Origin of the sequence: Shimwellia blattae DSM 4481 = NBRC 105725 (assembly GCF_000262305.1) — a bacterium.
Classification (GTDB): domain Bacteria; phylum Pseudomonadota; class Gammaproteobacteria; order Enterobacterales; family Enterobacteriaceae; genus Shimwellia; species Shimwellia blattae.
The window spans coordinates 224,008-243,090 of record NC_017910.1; the positions used below are offsets into that span (position 1 = coordinate 224,008).

A 19,083-nucleotide genomic window follows, 5' to 3' on the forward strand; every position below is an offset into this window, starting at 1 on the left:
TACAGGATGATCAACATGTCTGTTCGTATAGAAAAAGACGTGATTAATGCGCTAATTGCGGGACACTTTGCAGACCCTTTTGCCATTCTGGGGATGCACCGAACCGAAAACGGACTGGAAGTCCGGGCCCTGCTTCCTGACGCCACCGATGTGTGGGTCATAGAACCAAAAACCGGCCGCAAGGTGGGTAAACTTAACTGCATGGACTCCCGTGGCTTTTTTGCCGGGGTGTTACCGCGCCGTAAAAACGTCTTTCGCTACCAGCTGGCAGTAGTCTGGCATGGTCAGCAAAACCTGATTGATGACCCGTACCGGTTCGGCCCTCTGGTTGAGGAGCTCGACAGCTGGCTGTTATCTGAAGGCACCCATTTACGCCCTTATGAAACCTTAGGCGCCCATGCGACAACCGTGGATGGCGTCTCAGGAACCCGTTTTGCCCTCTGGGCACCGAACGCCCGGCGCGTGTCGGTCGTGGGGGAATTCAACTACTGGGATGGCCGTCGCCACCCCATGCGCCTGCGCCAGGAAAGCGGGATCTGGGAGCTGTTTGTACCGGGTGCGCGTAACGGGCTGCTGTATAAGTTCGAACTTATCGACGCCAACGGCGCGTTACGTATCAAGTCAGACCCTTATGCCTTCGAGGCGCAAATGCGCCCGGATACCGCATCGCTTATCTGCGGCCTGCCGGAAAAAACCACCCTGAGCCCCGAGCGCCAGCGGGCAAACGGCATGGACGCGGCCATCTCCATTTATGAAGTACACCTGGGGTCCTGGCGGCGCCATACCGACAACAACTTCTGGCTCAGCTACCGGGAGCTGGCAGACCAGCTTATCCCTTACGTCAAAGGGATGGGCTTTACCCATATTGAGTTGTTGCCGATTAACGAACACCCGTTCGATGGCAGCTGGGGTTACCAGCCCCAGGGGCTCTACGCGCCTACCCGGCGCTTTGGCACCCGGGATGACTTCCGCTATTTCGTTGATGCAGCACACAACGCGGGCCTGAACGTGATCCTCGACTGGGTGCCTGGCCACTTCCCGTCTGACGAGGCCGGTCTGGCAAACTTCGACGGCACCGCCCTGTATGAACATGCGGACCCGCGCGAAGGTTACCACCAGGACTGGAACACCCTTATCTACAACTATGGCCGCCGCGAAGTGAGCAACTATCTGGTGGGGAACGCCCTGTACTGGATGGAGCGCTTCGGGATCGATGCCCTGCGGGTGGATGCGGTCGCCTCAATGATCTACCGCGACTACAGCCGTAAAGAGGGCGAATGGGTGCCCAATGAGTACGGCGGGCGCGAAAACCTGGAAGCGATTGCGTTTCTGCGCCACACCAACCGGGTTATTGGCGAGCAGATCCCCGGCGGGGTCACCATGGCGGAAGAGTCAACAGACTTCGCCGGTGTCTCGCGCCCGCCAGAAACAGGCGGACTGGGCTTCTGGTATAAGTGGAACCTGGGCTGGATGCACGACACCCTTGATTTTATGAAGCTGGACCCGGTGTATCGCCAGTACCATACGGATAAGCTCACCTTCGGTATGCTGTATAACTACACCGAAAACTTTATTTTGCCGCTCTCCCACGATGAAGTGGTACACGGTAAAAAATCGATCCTTGACCGTATGCCCGGGGACGCGTGGCAGAAATTTGCCAACCTGCGGGCGTATTACGCCTGGATGTGGGCTTTCCCGGGGAAAAAATTGCTGTTTATGGGCAATGAATTCGCCCAGGGGCGGGAGTGGAACCACGATAGTAGCCTGGACTGGCACCTGCTGGAAGGCAGCGATAACTGGCACCACGGTGTTCAGCGCCTGGTGCGGGATCTGAACCGCACCTACCGCAAACACGCCGCGCTGTATGAGCTGGATTTCGACCCCTACGGCTTTGAGTGGCTGGTGGTGGAAGATAAAGCGAACTCGGTGTTTGTGTTTGTCCGCCGGGATCGTGCCGGTAATGAAATTATTGTGGCCAGCAACTTTACACCAGTGCCGCGCCATAACTACCGCTTCGGGGTAAACCAGCCAGGCCGCTGGCGCGAAGTGCTGAACAGCGATTCGCTGCACTACCACGGCAGCAACGCCGGTAACGGCGGGGCCGTAGAGAGTGAAGCTATCGCCAGCCACGGGCGTGAGCATTCGCTCAGCCTGACGTTGCCGCCCCTGTCCACCATCTGGCTGGTCCGGGAGGGTGAATGACGCAACTGCTGCCTGGTAATCCGGCCCCGTTAGGGGCCAGTTTTGACGGTAAAGGGGTGAATTTCACCCTGTTTTCGGCCCATGCCCAGCTGGTAGAGCTCTGCATCTTTGATGCGCATGGCCAGGAGCAGCATTTTATTTTACCGGGCAAAACGGGGGATATCTGGCACGGCTATCTGCCGGATGCCAGACCAGGATTGCGCTACGGCTACCGGGTACACGGGCCCTGGGATCCGGCGAACGGGCACCGTTTCAACCCGGCAAAAATGCTGATTGACCCCTGCGCCAGAGCCATTGAGGGTGACGCCTGCGACGATCCGCGCCTGTATGGCGGGCGGGAGACGCCAGACTCACGGGATAACCGGGAGGTTATCCCGAAAAGCATCGTGGTGCAGGACCGCTATGACTGGGAAAATGACCAGCACCCGCGTACTCCCTGGGGCGAAACCATCATCTATGAGGCCCATGTCCGGGGGCTGACCCGGCTACACCCGGGGCTGCCGGAGCATCTGCGCGGCACCTACGCGGCGCTGGGCCACCCGGTGATGATCGACTACTTTAAGCGCCTTGGGATCACCGCGCTGGAGCTGATGCCGGTTAACCGCTTCGTGAGTGAGCCGCGCCTGCAGCGCCTGGGGCTGACAAATTACTGGGGCTACAACCCGATAGCCCTGTACGCGGTGGAGCCCCGCTACGCCATTAACGGGGATATTACCGGGGCGGCGAACGAGTTTCGCGACGCGGTAAAAGCGCTGCACGCGGCGGGTATCGAGGTTATCCTGGATATTGTGCTCAACCATTCAGCAGAAACTGATCTGGATGGGCCGACGTTTTCGCTGCGCGGAATAGATAACCGTAGCTATTATTGGTTACAGGAGAATGGCGATTACCACAACTGGAGCGGTTGCGGTAACACCCTTAATTTAAGCCACCCGCAGGTGGTCAGTTTTGCGATCGACTGCCTGAAATTCTGGGTTGAAACCTGTCATGTTGATGGTTTCCGGTTTGATCTTGCCTCGGTCATGGGGCGGACCCCGGCATTCCGCCAGGATGCGCCGCTGTTTGAGGCTATCCGCCATGATCCGGTGCTCAGTGGCGTGAAGCTGATTGCCGAGCCCTGGGATATTGGCCCGGGGGGGTATCAGGTGGGGAATTTCCCGCCGCCGTTTGCCGAGTGGAACGACCATTTCCGCGATGTGGCGCGCCGCTTCTGGCTGCAAAAAGAGCTGGCTGCCGGGGAGTTCGCCTGCCGGTTTGCCGCCTCCAGCGACCTGTTCCGGCGAGGAGAGCGCCGCCCGTCGGCAAGTGTCAACTTAGTGACCGCCCATGACGGTTTTACCCTGCGCGATTGTGTGTCGTTTAACCAGAAACACAACGAAGCGAACGGTGAAGAGAACCACGACGGCACCAGTAATAATTACAGCAACAACCATGGCGTTGAGGGCGAGAATGTTTCGCACCATATCCGGGAGCGGCGTCGCGAAAGCGCCCATGCGCTGCTCACCACACTGCTGCTTTCCCAGGGCACGCCGATGTTGCTGTCCGGTGATGAACATGCGCATACCCAGCACGGTAATAATAACGCCTACTGTCAGGATAACGCCCTGACCTGGCTGGACTGGGAGCATGCTTATATCGGGTTAACGGAATTTACTGCGGCCCTGATCCAAATACGGAAAAAAATCCCTGCACTTATCAGGGATAACTGGTGGAATGATCAGGACGGCAATGTATGCTGGCTGAATGCAAACGGCCAGCCGATGAGACTGGAAGACTGGCAGGGGCAAACGCGACGCTTACAAATCCAGCTGAGCGATGCCTGGCTGATTACTATTAACGCAACTGAAGAAGTGGGCGACCTTGTTCTGCCCACAGGGGAATGGCGTGCTGTTCCGCCGTTTGCCGGGGAAGATAACCCGGTAATAACCACGGTATGGCACGGCCCCGCGCACGGAGTGTGCGTTTTCCACAGGTCATGAGTAAAGGAGTAAATCATGGTGAAGTTAGATAAAAACGATACGTTGATGCTGGCGCGTCAGCTGCCTATTAAATCAGTTGCTTTAATTCTGGCAGGCGGCCGCGGAACCCGGTTAAAGGATTTAACCAATACCCGCGCCAAGCCGGCAGTGCACTTTGGTGGCAAGTTCCGGATCATCGATTTTGCGCTGTCCAACTGTATTAACTCCGGCATTCGCCGGATCGGGGTTATTACCCAGTACCAGTCCCATTCCCTGGTGCAGCACATCCAGCGCGGCTGGTCCTTCTTCAGTGAAGAGATGAACGAGTTTGTTGATCTGCTACCGGCCCAGCAGCGCGTACACGGTGAAAACTGGTATCGCGGCACGGCAGATGCGGTGACCCAGAACCTCGACATCATCCGCCGCTATAACGCCGAGTATGTGGTTATCCTCGCCGGTGACCATATCTACAAGCAGGACTACTCGCGCATGCTCATCGACCATGTGGAGAAGGGCGCCCGCTGTACCGTTGCCTGTATGCCAGTGCCGATCGAAGAGGCCAGCGCATTCGGGGTGATGGCGGTTGATGAAAATGAAAAAATCATCGAGTTTGTCGAGAAGCCCGCCAACCCACCGGCCATGCCCGGCGACGCGACCCGCTCACTGGCCAGCATGGGGATTTACGTCTTTGACGCCAGCTACCTCTACCAGCTGCTGGAAGAAGACGACCAGGATGAGAACTCCAGCCACGACTTCGGGAAAGATATTATTCCGAAGATAACCCGTGCCGGTGCGGCATATGCCCACCCGTTCCCGCTCTCCTGCGTGCAGTCCGATCCTGATGCGGAACCCTACTGGCGCGACGTGGGCACCCTGGAAGCCTACTGGAAAGCGAACCTGGATCTGGCATCGGTGACGCCGGAACTGGACATGTACGATCAGCACTGGCCGATTCGCACCCATATGGAGTCTCTGCCACCGGCAAAATTTGTGCAGGACCGCTCCGGCAGCCACGGCATGACGCTGAACTCGCTGGTCTCCGGGGGCTGTATTATTTCTGGCTCCGTGGTCGTGCAATCCGTGCTGTTTCCGCGCGTGCGAATCAATTCCTTCTGTAATATTGATTCTGCTGTGTTATTACCGGATGTCTGGGTCGGGCGCTCTTGTCGCCTGCGCCGCTGTATTATCGATCGCGCCTGCGTTATTCCTGAAGGGATGGTGATTGGTGAGAACGCCGAGGACGATGCACGTCGCTTCTACCGTTCGGAAGAGGGCATTGTACTGGTCACCCGCGAAATGCTCGCCAGACTGAAAGATTGACGGCTAGTCGAAAGGGATTTTCACGTGGGGTAACCCACTGTAGAACACTGTGTTTTGATGCGGCGCCTGCCGCATCACTATCTGAGGACGGGAGCGACGATGCAGGTCTTACATGTCTGTTCTGAAATTTTTCCATTATTAAAAACCGGTGGCCTTGCGGATGTCATCGGTGCTCTGCCTGCCGCACAAATTGCTGACGGAACCGATGCCCGGGTGCTGTTGCCCGCTTTTCCGGATATCCGCAAAGGCGTTACCGACGCCCAGCTGGTGACCAAAAGAAATACCTTCGCAGGCCCCATATCACTGTTATTCGGCCATTTTAACGGGGTTGGCATCTACCTGATTGACGCGCCACACCTCTACGACCGCCCCGGCAGCCCCTATCACGATACCAACCAGTTTGCCTACACCGATAACGTGCTGCGTTTTGCGCTGCTTGGCTGGGTTGGGTGCGAAATGGCCTGCGGGCTTGATCCGTTCTGGCACCCGGATGTGGTGCATGCCCATGACTGGCATGCGGGCCTGGCACCGGCCTACCTCGCGGCCCGGGGGCGCCCGGCAAAATCCGTCTTTACAGTACATAATCTGGCGTATCAGGGGCTGTTTTACGCCCACCATATGCCGGAAATCGACCTGCCCTGGTCGTTCTACAATATGCATGGCCTGGAGTTTAACGGGCAGATTTCCTTCCTCAAGGCGGGGCTGTATTACGCAGACCATATTACCGCCGTGAGCCCGACCTACGCGCGGGAGATTACCGAGCCGCAGTTTGCCTGTGGCATGGAAGGGCTGCTGCAGGAGCGCCACCGTCAGGGGCGGCTTTCCGGCATTCTGAATGGCGTGGATGAGCGTATCTGGGATCCGGCTACCGATCCGCAGCTGACAGCCCGCTACACCCGCGACACCATTGAGCTGAAGGCGCAAAACAAGCGCCAGCTACAGGTGGCGATGGGGCTGAATATTGATGACAAAGCACCGCTGTTTGCGGTGGTCAGCCGCCTGACCAGCCAGAAAGGGCTGGATCTGGTGCTGGAGGCGTTACCCGGCCTGCTGGAGCAGGGCGGGCAGCTTGCGCTGCTGGGTGCCGGTGATCCTGTTCTGCAGGAAGGCTTCCTGGCGGCGGCGGCAGAGCACCCCGGGCAGGTTGGGGTACAGATTGGCTATCATGAGGCGTTCTCCCACCGCATTATGGGTGGCGCGGATGTGATTCTGGTGCCCAGCCGCTTTGAGCCCTGTGGGCTGACCCAGCTGTACGGCCTGAAATATGGCACGCTGCCGCTGGTGCGGCGCACCGGTGGCCTGGCAGATACGGTATCAGATTGCTCGCTGGAGAATCTGGCTGACGGTATTGCCAGTGGTTTTGTGTTTGAGGACAGCAATGCCTGGTCGCTATTACGGGCGATCCGGCGGGCTTTCGTTCTGTGGTCCCGTCCCTCTCTGTGGCGCTTTGTACAGCGCCAGGCGATGGCAATGGATTTTAGCTGGCAAGTCGCGGCGCAGTCTTACCGCGATCTTTATCAACGCTTGATGTAACTATCCAGGAATCACTGTTTATGAATGCACCTTTCAGTTATGCATCCCCGACACTCAGCGTTGAGGCTCTGAAGCACTCTATTGCCTATAAGCTGATGTTTACTATTGGTAAAGATCCTGCCATTGCCAACAAGCACGACTGGCTGAACGCCACACTGTTTGCCGTGCGGGATCGTATGGTCGAGCGCTGGCTGCGCTCTACCCGTGCGCAAATGTCCCAGGAAGATCGCCAGGTCTATTACCTGTCGATGGAGTTCCTGATTGGCCGGACACTATCCAACTCGCTGTTATCACTGGGTATTTATAATGATATCCAGGCCGCCCTGTCTGAGATGGGGCTGGATCTTGAAGAGCTGATCGACGAAGAGAACGATCCGGGCCTCGGTAACGGTGGTCTGGGCCGCCTGGCGGCCTGCTTCCTTGACTCTCTGGCAACTCTTGGGCTGCCGGGGCGCGGGTACGGCATTCGCTACGATTACGGCATGTTCAAGCAGAACATCGTAGATGGCAGCCAGAGAGAGTCCCCGGACTACTGGCTGGAGTACGGCAACCCCTGGGAGTTTGAGCGCCACAATACCCGCTACCGTATCCGCTTTGGCGGGCGTATCCAGCAGGAGGGTAAAAACGCCCGCTGGCTGGATACCGAGGAGATCCTCGCGGTGGCCTATGATCAGATTATCCCCGGCTACGACACGGACGCGGCAAACACGCTGCGCCTGTGGAGCGCCCAGGCGAGCAGCGAAATCAACCTTGGTAAGTTTAACCAGGGGGACTACTTCGCGGCAGTGGAAGATAAAAACGTCTCAGAGAACGTGTCCCGGGTGCTGTATCCGGACGACTCTACCTACTCTGGTCGCGAACTGCGCCTGCGCCAGGAGTATTTCCTGGTCTCCGCCACGGTGCAGGATATTCTCAACCGCCACTATATGTTGCATAAAACCTATGACAACCTGGCGGATAAGATAGCGATTCACCTTAACGACACCCACCCGGTGCTGGCGATCCCTGAACTGATGCGCCTGCTGATGGATGAGCACCGCTTTAGCTGGGAAGAGGCCTTTGAGGTGACCTGCCAGGTGTTCTCTTACACCAACCACACGCTGATGAGCGAAGCGCTGGAGACCTGGCCGGTCGACATGCTGGGCAAGATCCTGCCGCGCCATTTGCAGATAATCTTCGAGATTAACGACTACTTCCTGAAAACGATTCAGGAGCAGTACCCGAACGATACCGGGTTACTGAGCCGCACCTCGATCATTGATGAGTCCAATGGCCGCCGGGTGCGGATGGCCTGGCTTGCGGTGGTGGGCAGCCACAAAGTGAACGGCGTTTCTGAGCTGCACTCTAACCTGATGGTGCAGTCGCTGTTTGCGGATTTTGCCACCGTCTTCCCGATGCGTTTTTGTAATAAAACCAACGGGGTGACACCACGCCGCTGGCTGGCGCTGGCGAACCCGCCTCTGTCTGAAGTGCTGGATAAAAACGTGGGCCGCAACTGGCGCACGGATCTTGGCCTGCTCAGCGGGCTGACCAGCCACATTAAAGATCCCAAGGTGAACTACGCGGTCCAGCAGGCGAAGCTGGAAAACAAACGTCGCCTGGCGAACTTTATTGATCAGCAGCTGGATGTCAAAGTGGATCCCCACGCGCTGTTTGATGTGCAGATCAAGCGCATTCACGAGTACAAACGCCAGCTGATGAACGTGCTGCACGTGATAACCCGCTACAACCGGATCAAAGATGACCCTAACGCGGACTGGGTGCCGCGGGTCAATATTTTTGCCGGTAAGGCCGCCTCGGCCTATTACATGGCCAAGCACATTATTCACCTGATCAACGACGTAGCCGGGGTGATCAACACCGATCCGGCAGTGAAGGATAAGCTGAAAGTGGTGTTTATCCCGAACTACAGCGTCAGCCTGGCCCAGATAATCATTCCGGCGGCGGATTTGTCGGAACAGATCTCTCTGGCCGGTACGGAGGCCTCCGGCACCAGTAATATGAAGTTCGCCCTTAACGGCGCTCTGACTATCGGCACGCTGGACGGCGCTAACGTTGAGATCGGCGAGCGGGTGGGTGAGGAAAACATCTTCATCTTCGGGAATACGGCGGAGCAGGTTGAAGCGCTGCGGCGCAACGGCTACAACCCGCGGGAATACTACGAAAAAGATGCGGAGCTGCACCGGGTACTGACCCAGATTGGCTCCGGGGTGTACAGCCCGGGTGATCCTGGCCGCTACCGGGATCTGGTGGATTCGCTGATTAACTTTGGCGATCACTACCAGGTGCTGGCGGACTACCGCAGTTATGTGGACTGCCAGGACGCGGTGGATAACCTGTATCTGGACAAAGAAGAGTGGACCCGCCGGGCAATGTACAACATTGCCAATATGGGGTATTTCTCTTCTGATCGTACCATTCAGGAGTATGCGGACGAGATCTGGCACATTAAGCCAGTGCGCCTGTAACGCCCCGCAACACAATAAAAAACCGGCCTCTCAGGCCGGTTTTTTTATCTGCGCGCCGCTCAGGAGGCCAGCGATAGGGACGGTTTATCCCGGTTTCCGGCCAGCCATTCGGCGATGCGCTGTTTCTGCGCGTCATTCAGCCACATACCCAGCCGGGTGCGCCGCCAGATGGCGTCGTCCAGATCATGTACCCACTCATCGGTGACCAGGTAGCGCAGCTCCGCCTCATAGAAGTCGTGGCCAAAATGTTCCCCCAGATCGCTGTTGCTCCGGGCTCCCGCGAGCATTTTTTCTGTCAGTGAGCCGTAGGTCCGGGCGTAGTGCCGGGCCTGAGACTCGCTGAGGAACGGATACTTACGGCGCAGGGTGGCGGCGTAATCGTCCCTGTCTCCCTGGAAATCGCCACCGGGTAACCGGGCTTCTCTGGTCCAGGCCGGGCCCATTTGCGGGAACCAGGGTTTCAGTTTCTCCAGCGCGTGCTCGCCCAGTTTCCGGTAGGTGGTGAGCTTACCGCCAAATACCGACAGCAGCGGCGCTTTGCCGTCCTTGTCGTGGATATCCAGGGTGTAGTCGCGGGTGACCGCCTGGGGCGAGTCTGATTCGTCGTCGCACAGCGGGCGCACGCCGGAATAGGTCCAGACAATATCCTGGCGGCTGAGCTGCTTTTTAAAATGGTCGTTATACACCTTCAGCAGGTAGCTGATTTCCGATTCATCAATCGCCACCTGGCGCGGGTCCCCGTGGTATTCAACATCGGTGGTGCCGATAATGGAGAACTCATCCATCCACGGGATCACAAACACGATCCGCTTATCTTCGTTTTGCAGAATATAGGCCTGCTTCTGGTTATGTACCCGCGGCACCACAATATGGCTGCCCTTGATCAGGCGGATCCCGTAAGGGGAGGGCAGCGCGAGTTCTTCATCAAAGAATGTCTTCACCCAGGGGCCGGTGGCGTTAACCAGCGCCCGCGCGTGGTGAATCTGGCGCTCGCCGCTGTCGCGGGCCTGGGTCTCCACAACCCACAGGCCATTTTCCCGGCGGGCAGAGACGGCGCGGGTGCGGGTCAGCACCTCACCGCCCAGCTGGCGCACCATCTGGGCGTTAGCCAGTACCAGTCTGGCATCGTCTACCCAGCAGTCGGAGTATTCGAATCCGCGCGTCAGCGCAGGTTTAAGGACGGAATCCGCGCCAAAGCGCAACCCGCAGGAGCCCGGCAAGCGGGTGCGCTTGCCCAGATGGTCGTATAAAAACAGCCCGGTACGGATCATCCATGCGGGGCGTAAATGGGGCTGGTGCGGCAGGCGAAAGCGCATCGGGAAGGCCAGATGAGGCGCCATATTCAGCAGCACTTCGCGCTCGGCCAGGGCTTCGCGCACCAGGCGAAACTCATAGTGCTCCAGGTAGCGCAGCCCCCCGTGGATCAGTTTAGAGCTGGCTGAGGAGGTCGCGCACGCCAGGTCGTTTGCCTCCAGCAGGACAACGGATAATCCGCGACCGGCTGCATCGGTGGCAATACCTGCACCATTTATACCGCCGCCAATCACAATCAGATCTTTGATATTCATCTTGCCCTCACGCATTTTCGTTAAAGCTCTAAAATGTTCGATATCGAGCATAATAGCACTAAAAATGCGTTTGCGATAACAGTAAAAAAACATTTGCGCGTGATATGCATAACATTCTGGTATTGTGCTACCCGGGCAACGTACACTGCTGTGGCCTTCGCGCCTGTCCTGCCTGGTGGTGGCGGGCGCCGGACCACAAAACCCTGACTGAATAAGATGAGTGACGTGATGGAACAGTTTGAATGTATTGATATTGAGCAGGCTTACCAGAAACTGCAGCACGGGCAGGCCGTACTGGTGGATATCCGCGATCCGCAAAGCTACGCGCTGGGCCACGCCACCGGTGCCTGGCACCTGACCAACGACACCCTCGGGCGTTTTATACAACAAACGGATTTCGACACGCCGGTGCTGGTGATGTGCTACCACGGTAACAGCAGCAAAGGGGCGGCCCAGTATTTGCTACAGCAGGGATATGAGCAGGTCTACAGTGTGGATGGGGGCTTTGATGCCTGGCATCGCCACTTCCCCGCCGAAATCGCCAGAGGCGAATAGCGCGACAGACAGTCGGCAGCCGCCGCCGGAGCAGATATACTGTGACCCTTTTCGGGAATAAGGGATCCGTTCCATCATGTTGATGATTACCTCTTTTGATAATCCGCGTATGGCGCAGGCGTTCGTGGATTATATGGCTACCCAGGGCATTACACTGACCATCCGGCATGCGGGGCCACGTTGTGATATCTGGCTGGCGGACACCAGCGCACAGGAGCGGACCCGTGAGGAGCTGGCGCGCTTTATGGCGAACCCTCACGATCCGCGCTATATGGCGGCCAGCTGGCAAACCGGCCACACCGGCAGCGGGCTGCAGTATCGTCGCTACCCCTTCCTGGCCACCCTGCGCAATAAAGCGGGCCCGTTTACCTTGCTGATTATGGCGGTCTGTATTGTGGTCTGGCTGCTGATGCAGTGGGTTGGCAACCAGCAGATGATGCTGTGGCTGGCCTGGCCCTGGGATGACTCTGTGCGCTTCGAGCTGTGGCGCTACTTCAGCCACGCGCTACTGCACTTTTCAGTGCTGCATATCACCTTCAACCTGTTATGGTGGTGGTATCTGGGGGGGCCGCTGGAAAAGCGCCTTGGCAGCGGCAAATTGTTTGTCATAACCGTCATATCCGCACTACTCAGTGGCTACGTACAGCATAAATTCAGCGGTGCCTGGTTTGGCGGGCTCTCCGGCGTGGTCTACGCCCTGATGGGCTATTGCTGGCTGCGTGGCGAGCGTGACCCTGAGTGCGGCATTCATATGCCGCGCGGTCTGATGGCGTTTGCCATTGTCTGGCTTATTGCGGGCTGGTTTGATCTGTTTGGCCTGTCGATAGCCAATGCCGCCCACGCCAGTGGCCTGGCGGTGGGGCTGGCGATGGCCTTTGCCGATACCCTGCATGTGCGAAAACGAACATAATAACGATTACGGAGAACCATCCGGTGAAGCAAACACAACGGCATGATGCGATTATTGACCTCGTCAAAAAACAGGGATATGTCAGCACCGAGGAGCTGGTGGCGCATTTTTCCGTCAGCCCACAAACCATTCGCCGGGATCTGAACGATCTGGCCGATCAGAACATCATTATGCGCCACCACGGTGGTGCGGCGCTGCCTTCCAGCTCGGTGAACACCTCCTGGCATGACCGTAAGGCCACCCAGACGGAGCAAAAAGCGCGGATCGCGCGCCGGGTGGCGATGGCCATTCCGGATGGCGCCACCCTGTTTATTGATATCGGGACCACACCGGAAGCGGTGGCCCACGCCCTGCTGGATCACAACAATCTGCGTATTGTGACCAACAACCTCAATGTGGCCACGACCCTGATGGTCAAAGACGATTTCCGGATAATCCTGGCCGGTGGCGAGCTGCGCAGCCGCGACGGCGGGATTATTGGTGAAGCGACGCTCGATTTTATCTCACAGTTCCGGCTCGATTTCGGCATCCTCGGGATAAGCGGCGTGGATACCGACGGCTCATTACTGGAGTTCGACTATCACGAAGTGCGCACCAAGCGCGCGATCATTGAGAATTCCCGCCATGTGATGCTGGTGGTCGATAACTCTAAATTTGGCCGTAACGCCATGGTCAATATGGGCAGCATTGGCATGGTGGATGCGGTATACACCGACCAGGTGCCCCCGGCGGGTATTATGAAGGTGATTACGGATAACAAGGTCCAGCTTGAGCTGTGCTGAGTGACACCAGCCGGCGGCTGGTGCGGTGAGTGAACAGGAGGGGAAACGTGCGTTTCCCCTCTTTTTTTACCCGGTGTGGGTCAGACCCCGTACCCCATCATCTTCAGCAGATGCTGGGCATGCTGCACCGCATCCTGACGGTGGGCCACCCCCAGTTTCTGATACAGATTACGAATATGGGTTTTGATGGTGGTGGCCGCCACATCCAGCTCCCCGGCGATTTGTTCATTGCTGTAGCCGGAGTAGATAAGCCCCAGCACCTGCCACTCCCGCTGGGTCAGCGGGCTGGTGCGGATAAGCTCCGGGACTTGCGGGTGACTGAGCAGCCGGGCCACGAACCCTTCATCAAAGTGGGCAAACTTGTGGCGGTGGTGCTGGTTAATCTCGCGCAGGATACGCTGGGCGCGGTGCTGGTCTATCTCCGGTAGCGTATTGAGCTGCAGTAACTGGCGCAACTGCTGGGCCATGGCCTCGCCCTCAATCACAAAGTGGCTGATAAACCCGGTACGGTTAGCCAGATCCAGCGCGTCAATCAGCAGCCGCTGGGCTTCGCTCTTACGGCCAGCCTGCCAGTACAGCTGGTTAAGCAGCAGCATATTGCGGTTGAGATCGCTGCGTAACTGCAGGCGGCGGGCGTTTTCGTTAAGCTCCTCAAGGATAATCTCTGCCGGTTCATACTCCCCCAGCAGAATTTGCGCCCTGGCGATATTGCGCCACTGGCCCTGCAAAAAGTGGTTGTCGGCGCTGTCTGGCCGGGGGGTCAGGCGCAGCCAGTTAGCGGCGGCACTTTTGTCCCCGGTCATCTGCCAGTAAATCACCCGGACTTTATCTGCGTTGGTTATCCAGTCGCTGTGCCAGGGGCCGCTGCCGAGCAGGTTTTCCAGACGGTTAAGATGGCTGCGGGCATTGTCCAGCTGCCCTCTGGCCAGCGCACACTGAATAATGAGCGCCAGACACTGGAGCTGCTGGCGGGGCTGAAAACCGGCTAACACCTCGATCCCCTGACGGGCGCAGGCTTCGGACTCATCCAGGCGTGACCAGGCCCAGAGTAACTGGGCGCGAATACGCAGCAGAAACTCATGCAGCGGTAACTGCTCAAGGTGGTGCTCCTGGACCAGCCGGAAGGCGCTCTCCTGGGTCTCCCAGGCGGCCTGCAAAAACCCCTGGGCAATCAGAATTTCGCTTTGCTGAATCAGGCTCCACAGGGCGTAATGCCAGACATCGTTATGGCGCGCCATCTGCTCTGCCTGCTGCATCACCGCCAGGGCTTCACTGAGCTCCCCTTTGCAGTGCAGCACCTCCCCCTGAACGGAGGTGGCGACAATCCGGCTGTGGAAACTTGCGACCGGCAGCGCTTCCAGCGCCTGCGTTGCCAGGCGTTCGGCCTCTTCCTGCTCGCCGTGGTTAATCGCAACCTGGGCGCGCAGCGCGTTAAATTCGGCCCGCAGAGTCGCATCCGGCGGGGTTTTCATCTCCTGCTCGGCCCGGGCCAGCAGGGTGTTGACCTCACCATAGCGGTGCTGGCTTTGCATCAGCCAGGCCTGGAGCAGCAGCAGTTTGGGCTGCTCCAGCAGCGTCTCCCAGGGCAGGGCTTTAATGGAGTCTTCCAGCAGCGGCAGCTCGCTGTTATTAAACAAAAGCCAGGAGTGATGCAGCAGGATATCGCGCAGCATGGCGGTATCGCCCGCCGCCATTGCGTGGTGGATGGCCTCACCGGGGAAGCCCTGGGTAAGCCAGCTTTCCGCTGCGGCCCGGTGAATATCCGCAAGCTCCCCTGCCAGCTCCCACTGGCAGCGCTGGCGTAAAAAGTTACCAAACAGCGGGTGGTAGCGGAACCACTCTCCGCTGCCGTCCATTCGTTGCAGGAACAAACCCTGGCGCTCCAGATCTTCAAGGCGCATCTGGCCGTTCTCTTCCCCGGTGACCCGGACAATCAGCGCATCATTCATGGAGCTGAGCAGGGCGCTTTTGAGCAGGAACTGGCGGGTGGCGCTGTCTACCTTGTCGAGCACTTCATCCACCAGGTAGTCATTAAGGTGCCCGGCATTGATGCCGGACAGGCGCCGCGCAGAGTGGTGCGGTGTGTGGCGATTCTGGCGGGCGGCCAGGGCAATCAACTGCAGGGCGGTTGCCCAGCCTGCCACATCGTCACACAGCTGGCCGCTTTCACTGGGATCCATCGGGGTTACCAGCCGGTCATCAAAGAACTGCTGCGCTTCGTGGTGGGTAAAGGCCAGCTGCTGGCTGCCTATCTCCAGAAGCTGCTCGCGCACGCGCAGGTTCGCAATCCCCAGCTGGGGTAAATTGCGCGACAGGATAACCAGCGTCACGTATTCCGGCTGGTGGCGCAGGAAAAAACGCATCGCGTCATGGATGGCCGGGTTGGTTATCAGGTGGTAGTCATCAATCACCAGATAGAGGGGCTTTTGCCACTGCTCAAGCTCAATAAACAACTGGGAAAACAGTGACGACAAACTCGCATACTGGCGCTTTTGTGCCATAAGCTCACTGCTGGTGCAGTGGTTACCGGTCGCCTGCTGTATGGCGGCAATCAGGTAGGTGGCAAATTTTTCGGGCTGGTTATCGCTCTCATCCAGAGAGTACCAGCCAAGAAAGTCCTTTTCCGCTGCCCACTGAGAAACCAGAGTGGTTTTGCCATAGCCTGCCGGGCTGGTGAGCAGCGCCAGCCGGTAGTTACCGGCAGCGGACAGTTTTTCCAGCAGACGATTGCGGACCACAGTGTTTCCCGGACGTGCTGGCCGACTTAATTTCGACGGTATCAACATAGGTAGTCGCTTCACTGTGAAGGGGGAAAATATTTTTTTTTGCGCTTCGTAATTAATGCTAAGGGTAAAGTCCGGTATCTCGCGGGTTTATGCAAGTAAGCGTTGAATTTAAACTATCCAAAGTTGCACTTTGTCACATTTTAGAATTTTACCCGGTGAGGGGATAACCCGTCGCGCACCAGGCGCGGCGCGGCCTGGTAGTGTGTCGCGCCCTGATGAAACTATATGAGTATCAGATAATTACGCCATGTATTACCGGTAATATCCGGCGCTGTTATTGCGGGCAGGTATTGGTATTTCCCGTACTCCGGCTCATTATTTTTGCCTGTTATGACTCCCCCCGGTGAGCCCGAAAAAATAGCCCGCAACCGGCGGGGTTTTATTTCTCCACCGGGGGGGAATACATAATTATGTGCTGTTTTATCTGTCTCAGGCTGCGTGCTGCGCTATTTATGTCAGAGTAGTAGTGCCTGGGATCACATTTTCTCCTACTACCTGCTCCTCCTCCCCATCTAATCCCTGACAGGATGAGGAAGTCCCCCCAGGCACCCGGCACACTAATGGAAAATGTTTCAGTTATCACAGGAACCGATTACTTATGTCTCAGCCTATATTTGATAAAGCACAGTTTCAGGCTTCACTGACCCGTCAGTGGCAAGCTATCGGTCTTCATGCAGCAGACGAGATGACACCGCAACAGTGGTGGCATGCTGTCAGCGGTGCGCTGGCCGAAAATCTGGCCGCCCGGCCCGCACCGGCCAGTGAATCAAACCAGCGCCATGTGAACTATATCTCCATGGAGTTTCTGATTGGCCGCTTAACCGGCAACAACCTGCTGAATCTGGGCTGGTATGACGGCGTTCGCGAGGTGTTGCAGGGCTACAACATCAACCTGAGTGATTTACTGGAAGAAGAGCGAGACCCGGCACTGGGTAACGGCGGGCTGGGGCGTCTGGCTGCGTGCTTCCTGGACTCCATGGCGACAGTGGGCCAGGCGGCCACGGGCTACGGGCTGAACTACCAGTACGGGCTGTTCCGCCAGTCCTTCAGTGATGGCAAACAAATCGAAGCGCCGGACGACTGGTCCCGGGACAACTACCCGTGGTTTCGCCATAACCGCGCGCTGGATGTGCAGGTAGGCATTGGCGGTAAGGTGCTGAAAAACGGCAGCCAGATCCGCTGGGAACCGGCCTTTATGATTCATGGCCAGGCCTGCGACTTACCGGTGATTGGCTACCGCAACGGGGTGTCCCAGCCGCTGCGCCTGTGGCAGGCGAGCCATGCCCACCCCTTTGATTTAACGCTGTTTAACGACGGCCAGTTCCTGAAGGCCGAGCAGCAGGGCATTGACGCGGCGAAGCTGACCAAAGTGCTGTACCCGAATGACAACCACCAGGCCGGTAAAAAACTGCGCCTGATGCAGCAGTATTTCCAGTGCGCCTGCTCCATTGCCGATATTCTGCGCCGCCACCATCAGGCGGGCCGCAAACTGGCGACGCTGCCGGATTATGAAGTTATCCAGCTGAACGATACCCACCCGACTATCGCTATTCCGGAGTTACTGCGCGTATTGCTCGATGAGCACCAGATGAGCTGGGATGATGCCTGGGCTATCACCAGCCGCACCTTCGCCTACACCAACCACACTCTGATGCCGGAAGCGCTGGAGTGCTGGGACGAGCGCCTGATTCGCACCCTGCTGCCGCGCCATATTCAGCTGATCAAAGAGATCAACCGGCGCTTTAAAAAGCAGGTGGACAAAACCTGGCCGGGCAACAAAGCCCTGTGGGCGAAGCTCGCCGTGGTACACGAAGGCCAGGTGCGGATGGCAAACCTGTGCGTGGTGAGCGGTTTTGCGGTCAACGGGGTGGCGGCGCTGCATTCTGAACTGGTCGTTAAAGATCTGTTCCCGGAATACCACCAGCTGTGGCCGAATAAATTCCATAATGTGACCAACGGCATCACCCCGCGCCGCTGGATAAAACAGTGCAACCCGGCCCTTTCCGCCCTGCTGGATAAAAGCCTGAACCGGGAGTGGGCAAACGATCTTGATGCCCTGTCCGGGCTGGAAGCCTGTGTTGATGACGCGGCATTTTGCGCCGAATACCGGGCCATTAAGCGGCACAATAAAGAGCGCCTGGCGGCCTATATTCAGGCGCACACCGGCATTACCATTAACCCGGAAGCGCTGTTCGACGTGCAGATAAAGCGCCTGCATGAATATAAACGCCAGCATCTCAACTTGCTGCATATCCTCGCGCGCTATAAAGAGATCCGTGAGAACCCGCACCTGGATTGCGTGCCGCGGGTGTTCCTGTTCGGGGCGAAAGCGGCACCGGGCTACTATCTGGCAAAAAATATTATCCATGCGATCAATAACGTGGCGGAGAAGATCAACAACGACCCGCTGGTAGGCGATCGCCTGAAGGTGGTGTTCCTGCCGGATTACTGCGTTTCCGCCGCAGAGATGCTGATCCCGGCGGCCGATATTTCTGAGCAGATCTCCACCGCCGGTAAAGAAGCCTCCGGCACCGGCAATATGAAGCTGGCGCTCAATGGTGCGCTGACCGTGGGCACGCTGGACGGCGCCAACGTAGAGATAGCTGAAAAAGTCGGCCAGGAGAATATCTTTATTTTCGGTCATACGGTGGAGCAGGTAAAAGCGCTGAAAGCGGCGGGCTACTCCCCACTGGCGTGGCGGAAAAAAGACAAAACCCTGGATGCGGTACTGAAAGAGCTGGAAAAAGGCCTCTACAGCGGTGGCGACAAGCATATGTTTGATCTGATGCTCCACAGCCTGGGCAAAGAGGGTGGGGACCCTTATCTGGTGCTGGCGGACTTCACCGCCTATGTTGAGGCCCAGCGCCAGGCCGATGCCCTGTACCGCGATCAGGACGCCTGGACCCGGGCGGCGATCCTCAATACCGCCCGCTGCGGTATGTTCAGCTCTGACCGCTCTATTCGTGACTATCAGCAGCGTATCTGGCAGGCACCACGTTAA

11 protein-coding genes are annotated in these 19,083 nt (G+C 57.7%); 9 read left to right on the top strand and 2 right to left on the bottom strand.

Going from position 1 to position 19,083, the window contains the following annotated elements:
• Positions 1 to 15 precede the first annotated feature (15 nt).
• The 5 genes from glgB to glgP all read left to right on the top strand — a co-directional run bounded on the left by glgB (position 16) and on the right by glgP (position 9,481).
• Positions 16 to 2,202, top strand: coding sequence for a 1,4-alpha-glucan branching enzyme (glgB, locus tag EBL_RS00975; RefSeq protein WP_002440557.1), 2,187 nt, complete (start codon positions 16 to 18; stop codon positions 2,200 to 2,202).
• A complete protein-coding gene (gene glgX / locus EBL_RS00980; RefSeq protein ID WP_002440555.1) occupies positions 2,199 to 4,181 on the top strand; it encodes a glycogen debranching protein GlgX in 1,983 nt (660 codons plus the stop codon). Before glgB ends, glgX begins: the two co-directional genes overlap by 4 nt.
• Before the next feature lie 15 nt (positions 4,182 to 4,196).
• Positions 4,197 to 5,480 (top strand): glucose-1-phosphate adenylyltransferase, encoded by a 1,284-nt coding sequence (gene glgC / locus EBL_RS00985; RefSeq protein ID WP_002440554.1) that lies wholly within the window; start codon positions 4,197 to 4,199, stop codon positions 5,478 to 5,480.
• Between the two features lie 99 nt (positions 5,481 to 5,579).
• Complete coding sequence (glgA, locus tag EBL_RS00990; protein WP_002440551.1) at positions 5,580 to 7,013, top strand: glycogen synthase GlgA; 1,434 nt, start codon at positions 5,580 to 5,582, stop codon at positions 7,011 to 7,013.
• 20 nt (positions 7,014 to 7,033) lie between these two features.
• Entirely contained in the window at positions 7,034 to 9,481 is a 2,448-nt protein-coding gene (gene glgP, locus EBL_RS00995) for a glycogen phosphorylase (protein WP_002440550.1), read from the top strand.
• 59 nt (positions 9,482 to 9,540) lie between these two features.
• On the opposite strand, the gene glpD is transcribed toward glgP, so the two are convergent.
• On the bottom strand, positions 9,541 to 11,049 hold the full coding sequence (gene glpD / locus EBL_RS01000; protein WP_014715729.1) for a glycerol-3-phosphate dehydrogenase: 1,509 nt from the start codon (positions 11,047 to 11,049) through the stop codon (positions 9,541 to 9,543).
• Between the two features lie 228 nt (positions 11,050 to 11,277).
• Between glpD and glpE the strand changes: the two genes are divergently transcribed.
• The 3 genes from glpE to EBL_RS01015 all read left to right on the top strand — a co-directional run bounded on the left by glpE (position 11,278) and on the right by EBL_RS01015 (position 13,296).
• Positions 11,278 to 11,604, top strand: coding sequence for a thiosulfate sulfurtransferase GlpE (glpE, locus tag EBL_RS01005; RefSeq protein WP_002440547.1), 327 nt, complete (start codon positions 11,278 to 11,280; stop codon positions 11,602 to 11,604).
• A gap of 76 nt (positions 11,605 to 11,680) precedes the next feature.
• Positions 11,681 to 12,514, top strand: coding sequence for a rhomboid family intramembrane serine protease GlpG (glpG, locus tag EBL_RS01010; RefSeq protein ID WP_002440545.1), 834 nt, complete (start codon positions 11,681 to 11,683; stop codon positions 12,512 to 12,514).
• 23 nt (positions 12,515 to 12,537) lie between these two features.
• Positions 12,538 to 13,296, top strand: coding sequence for a DeoR/GlpR family transcriptional regulator (locus tag EBL_RS01015; protein WP_002440543.1), 759 nt, complete (start codon positions 12,538 to 12,540; stop codon positions 13,294 to 13,296).
• An 80-nt stretch (positions 13,297 to 13,376) separates the two neighbouring features.
• Here the strand turns inward: EBL_RS01015 and malT are convergent, their stop codons facing one another.
• Positions 13,377 to 16,082, bottom strand: a complete 2,706-nt coding sequence (malT, locus tag EBL_RS01020) for an HTH-type transcriptional regulator MalT (RefSeq protein ID WP_002440541.1) — start codon at positions 16,080 to 16,082, stop codon at positions 13,377 to 13,379.
• A 598-nt stretch (positions 16,083 to 16,680) separates the two neighbouring features.
• Between malT and malP the strand changes: the two genes are divergently transcribed.
• A complete protein-coding gene (gene malP / locus EBL_RS01025; protein ID WP_002440539.1) occupies positions 16,681 to 19,083 on the top strand; it encodes a maltodextrin phosphorylase in 2,403 nt (800 codons plus the stop codon).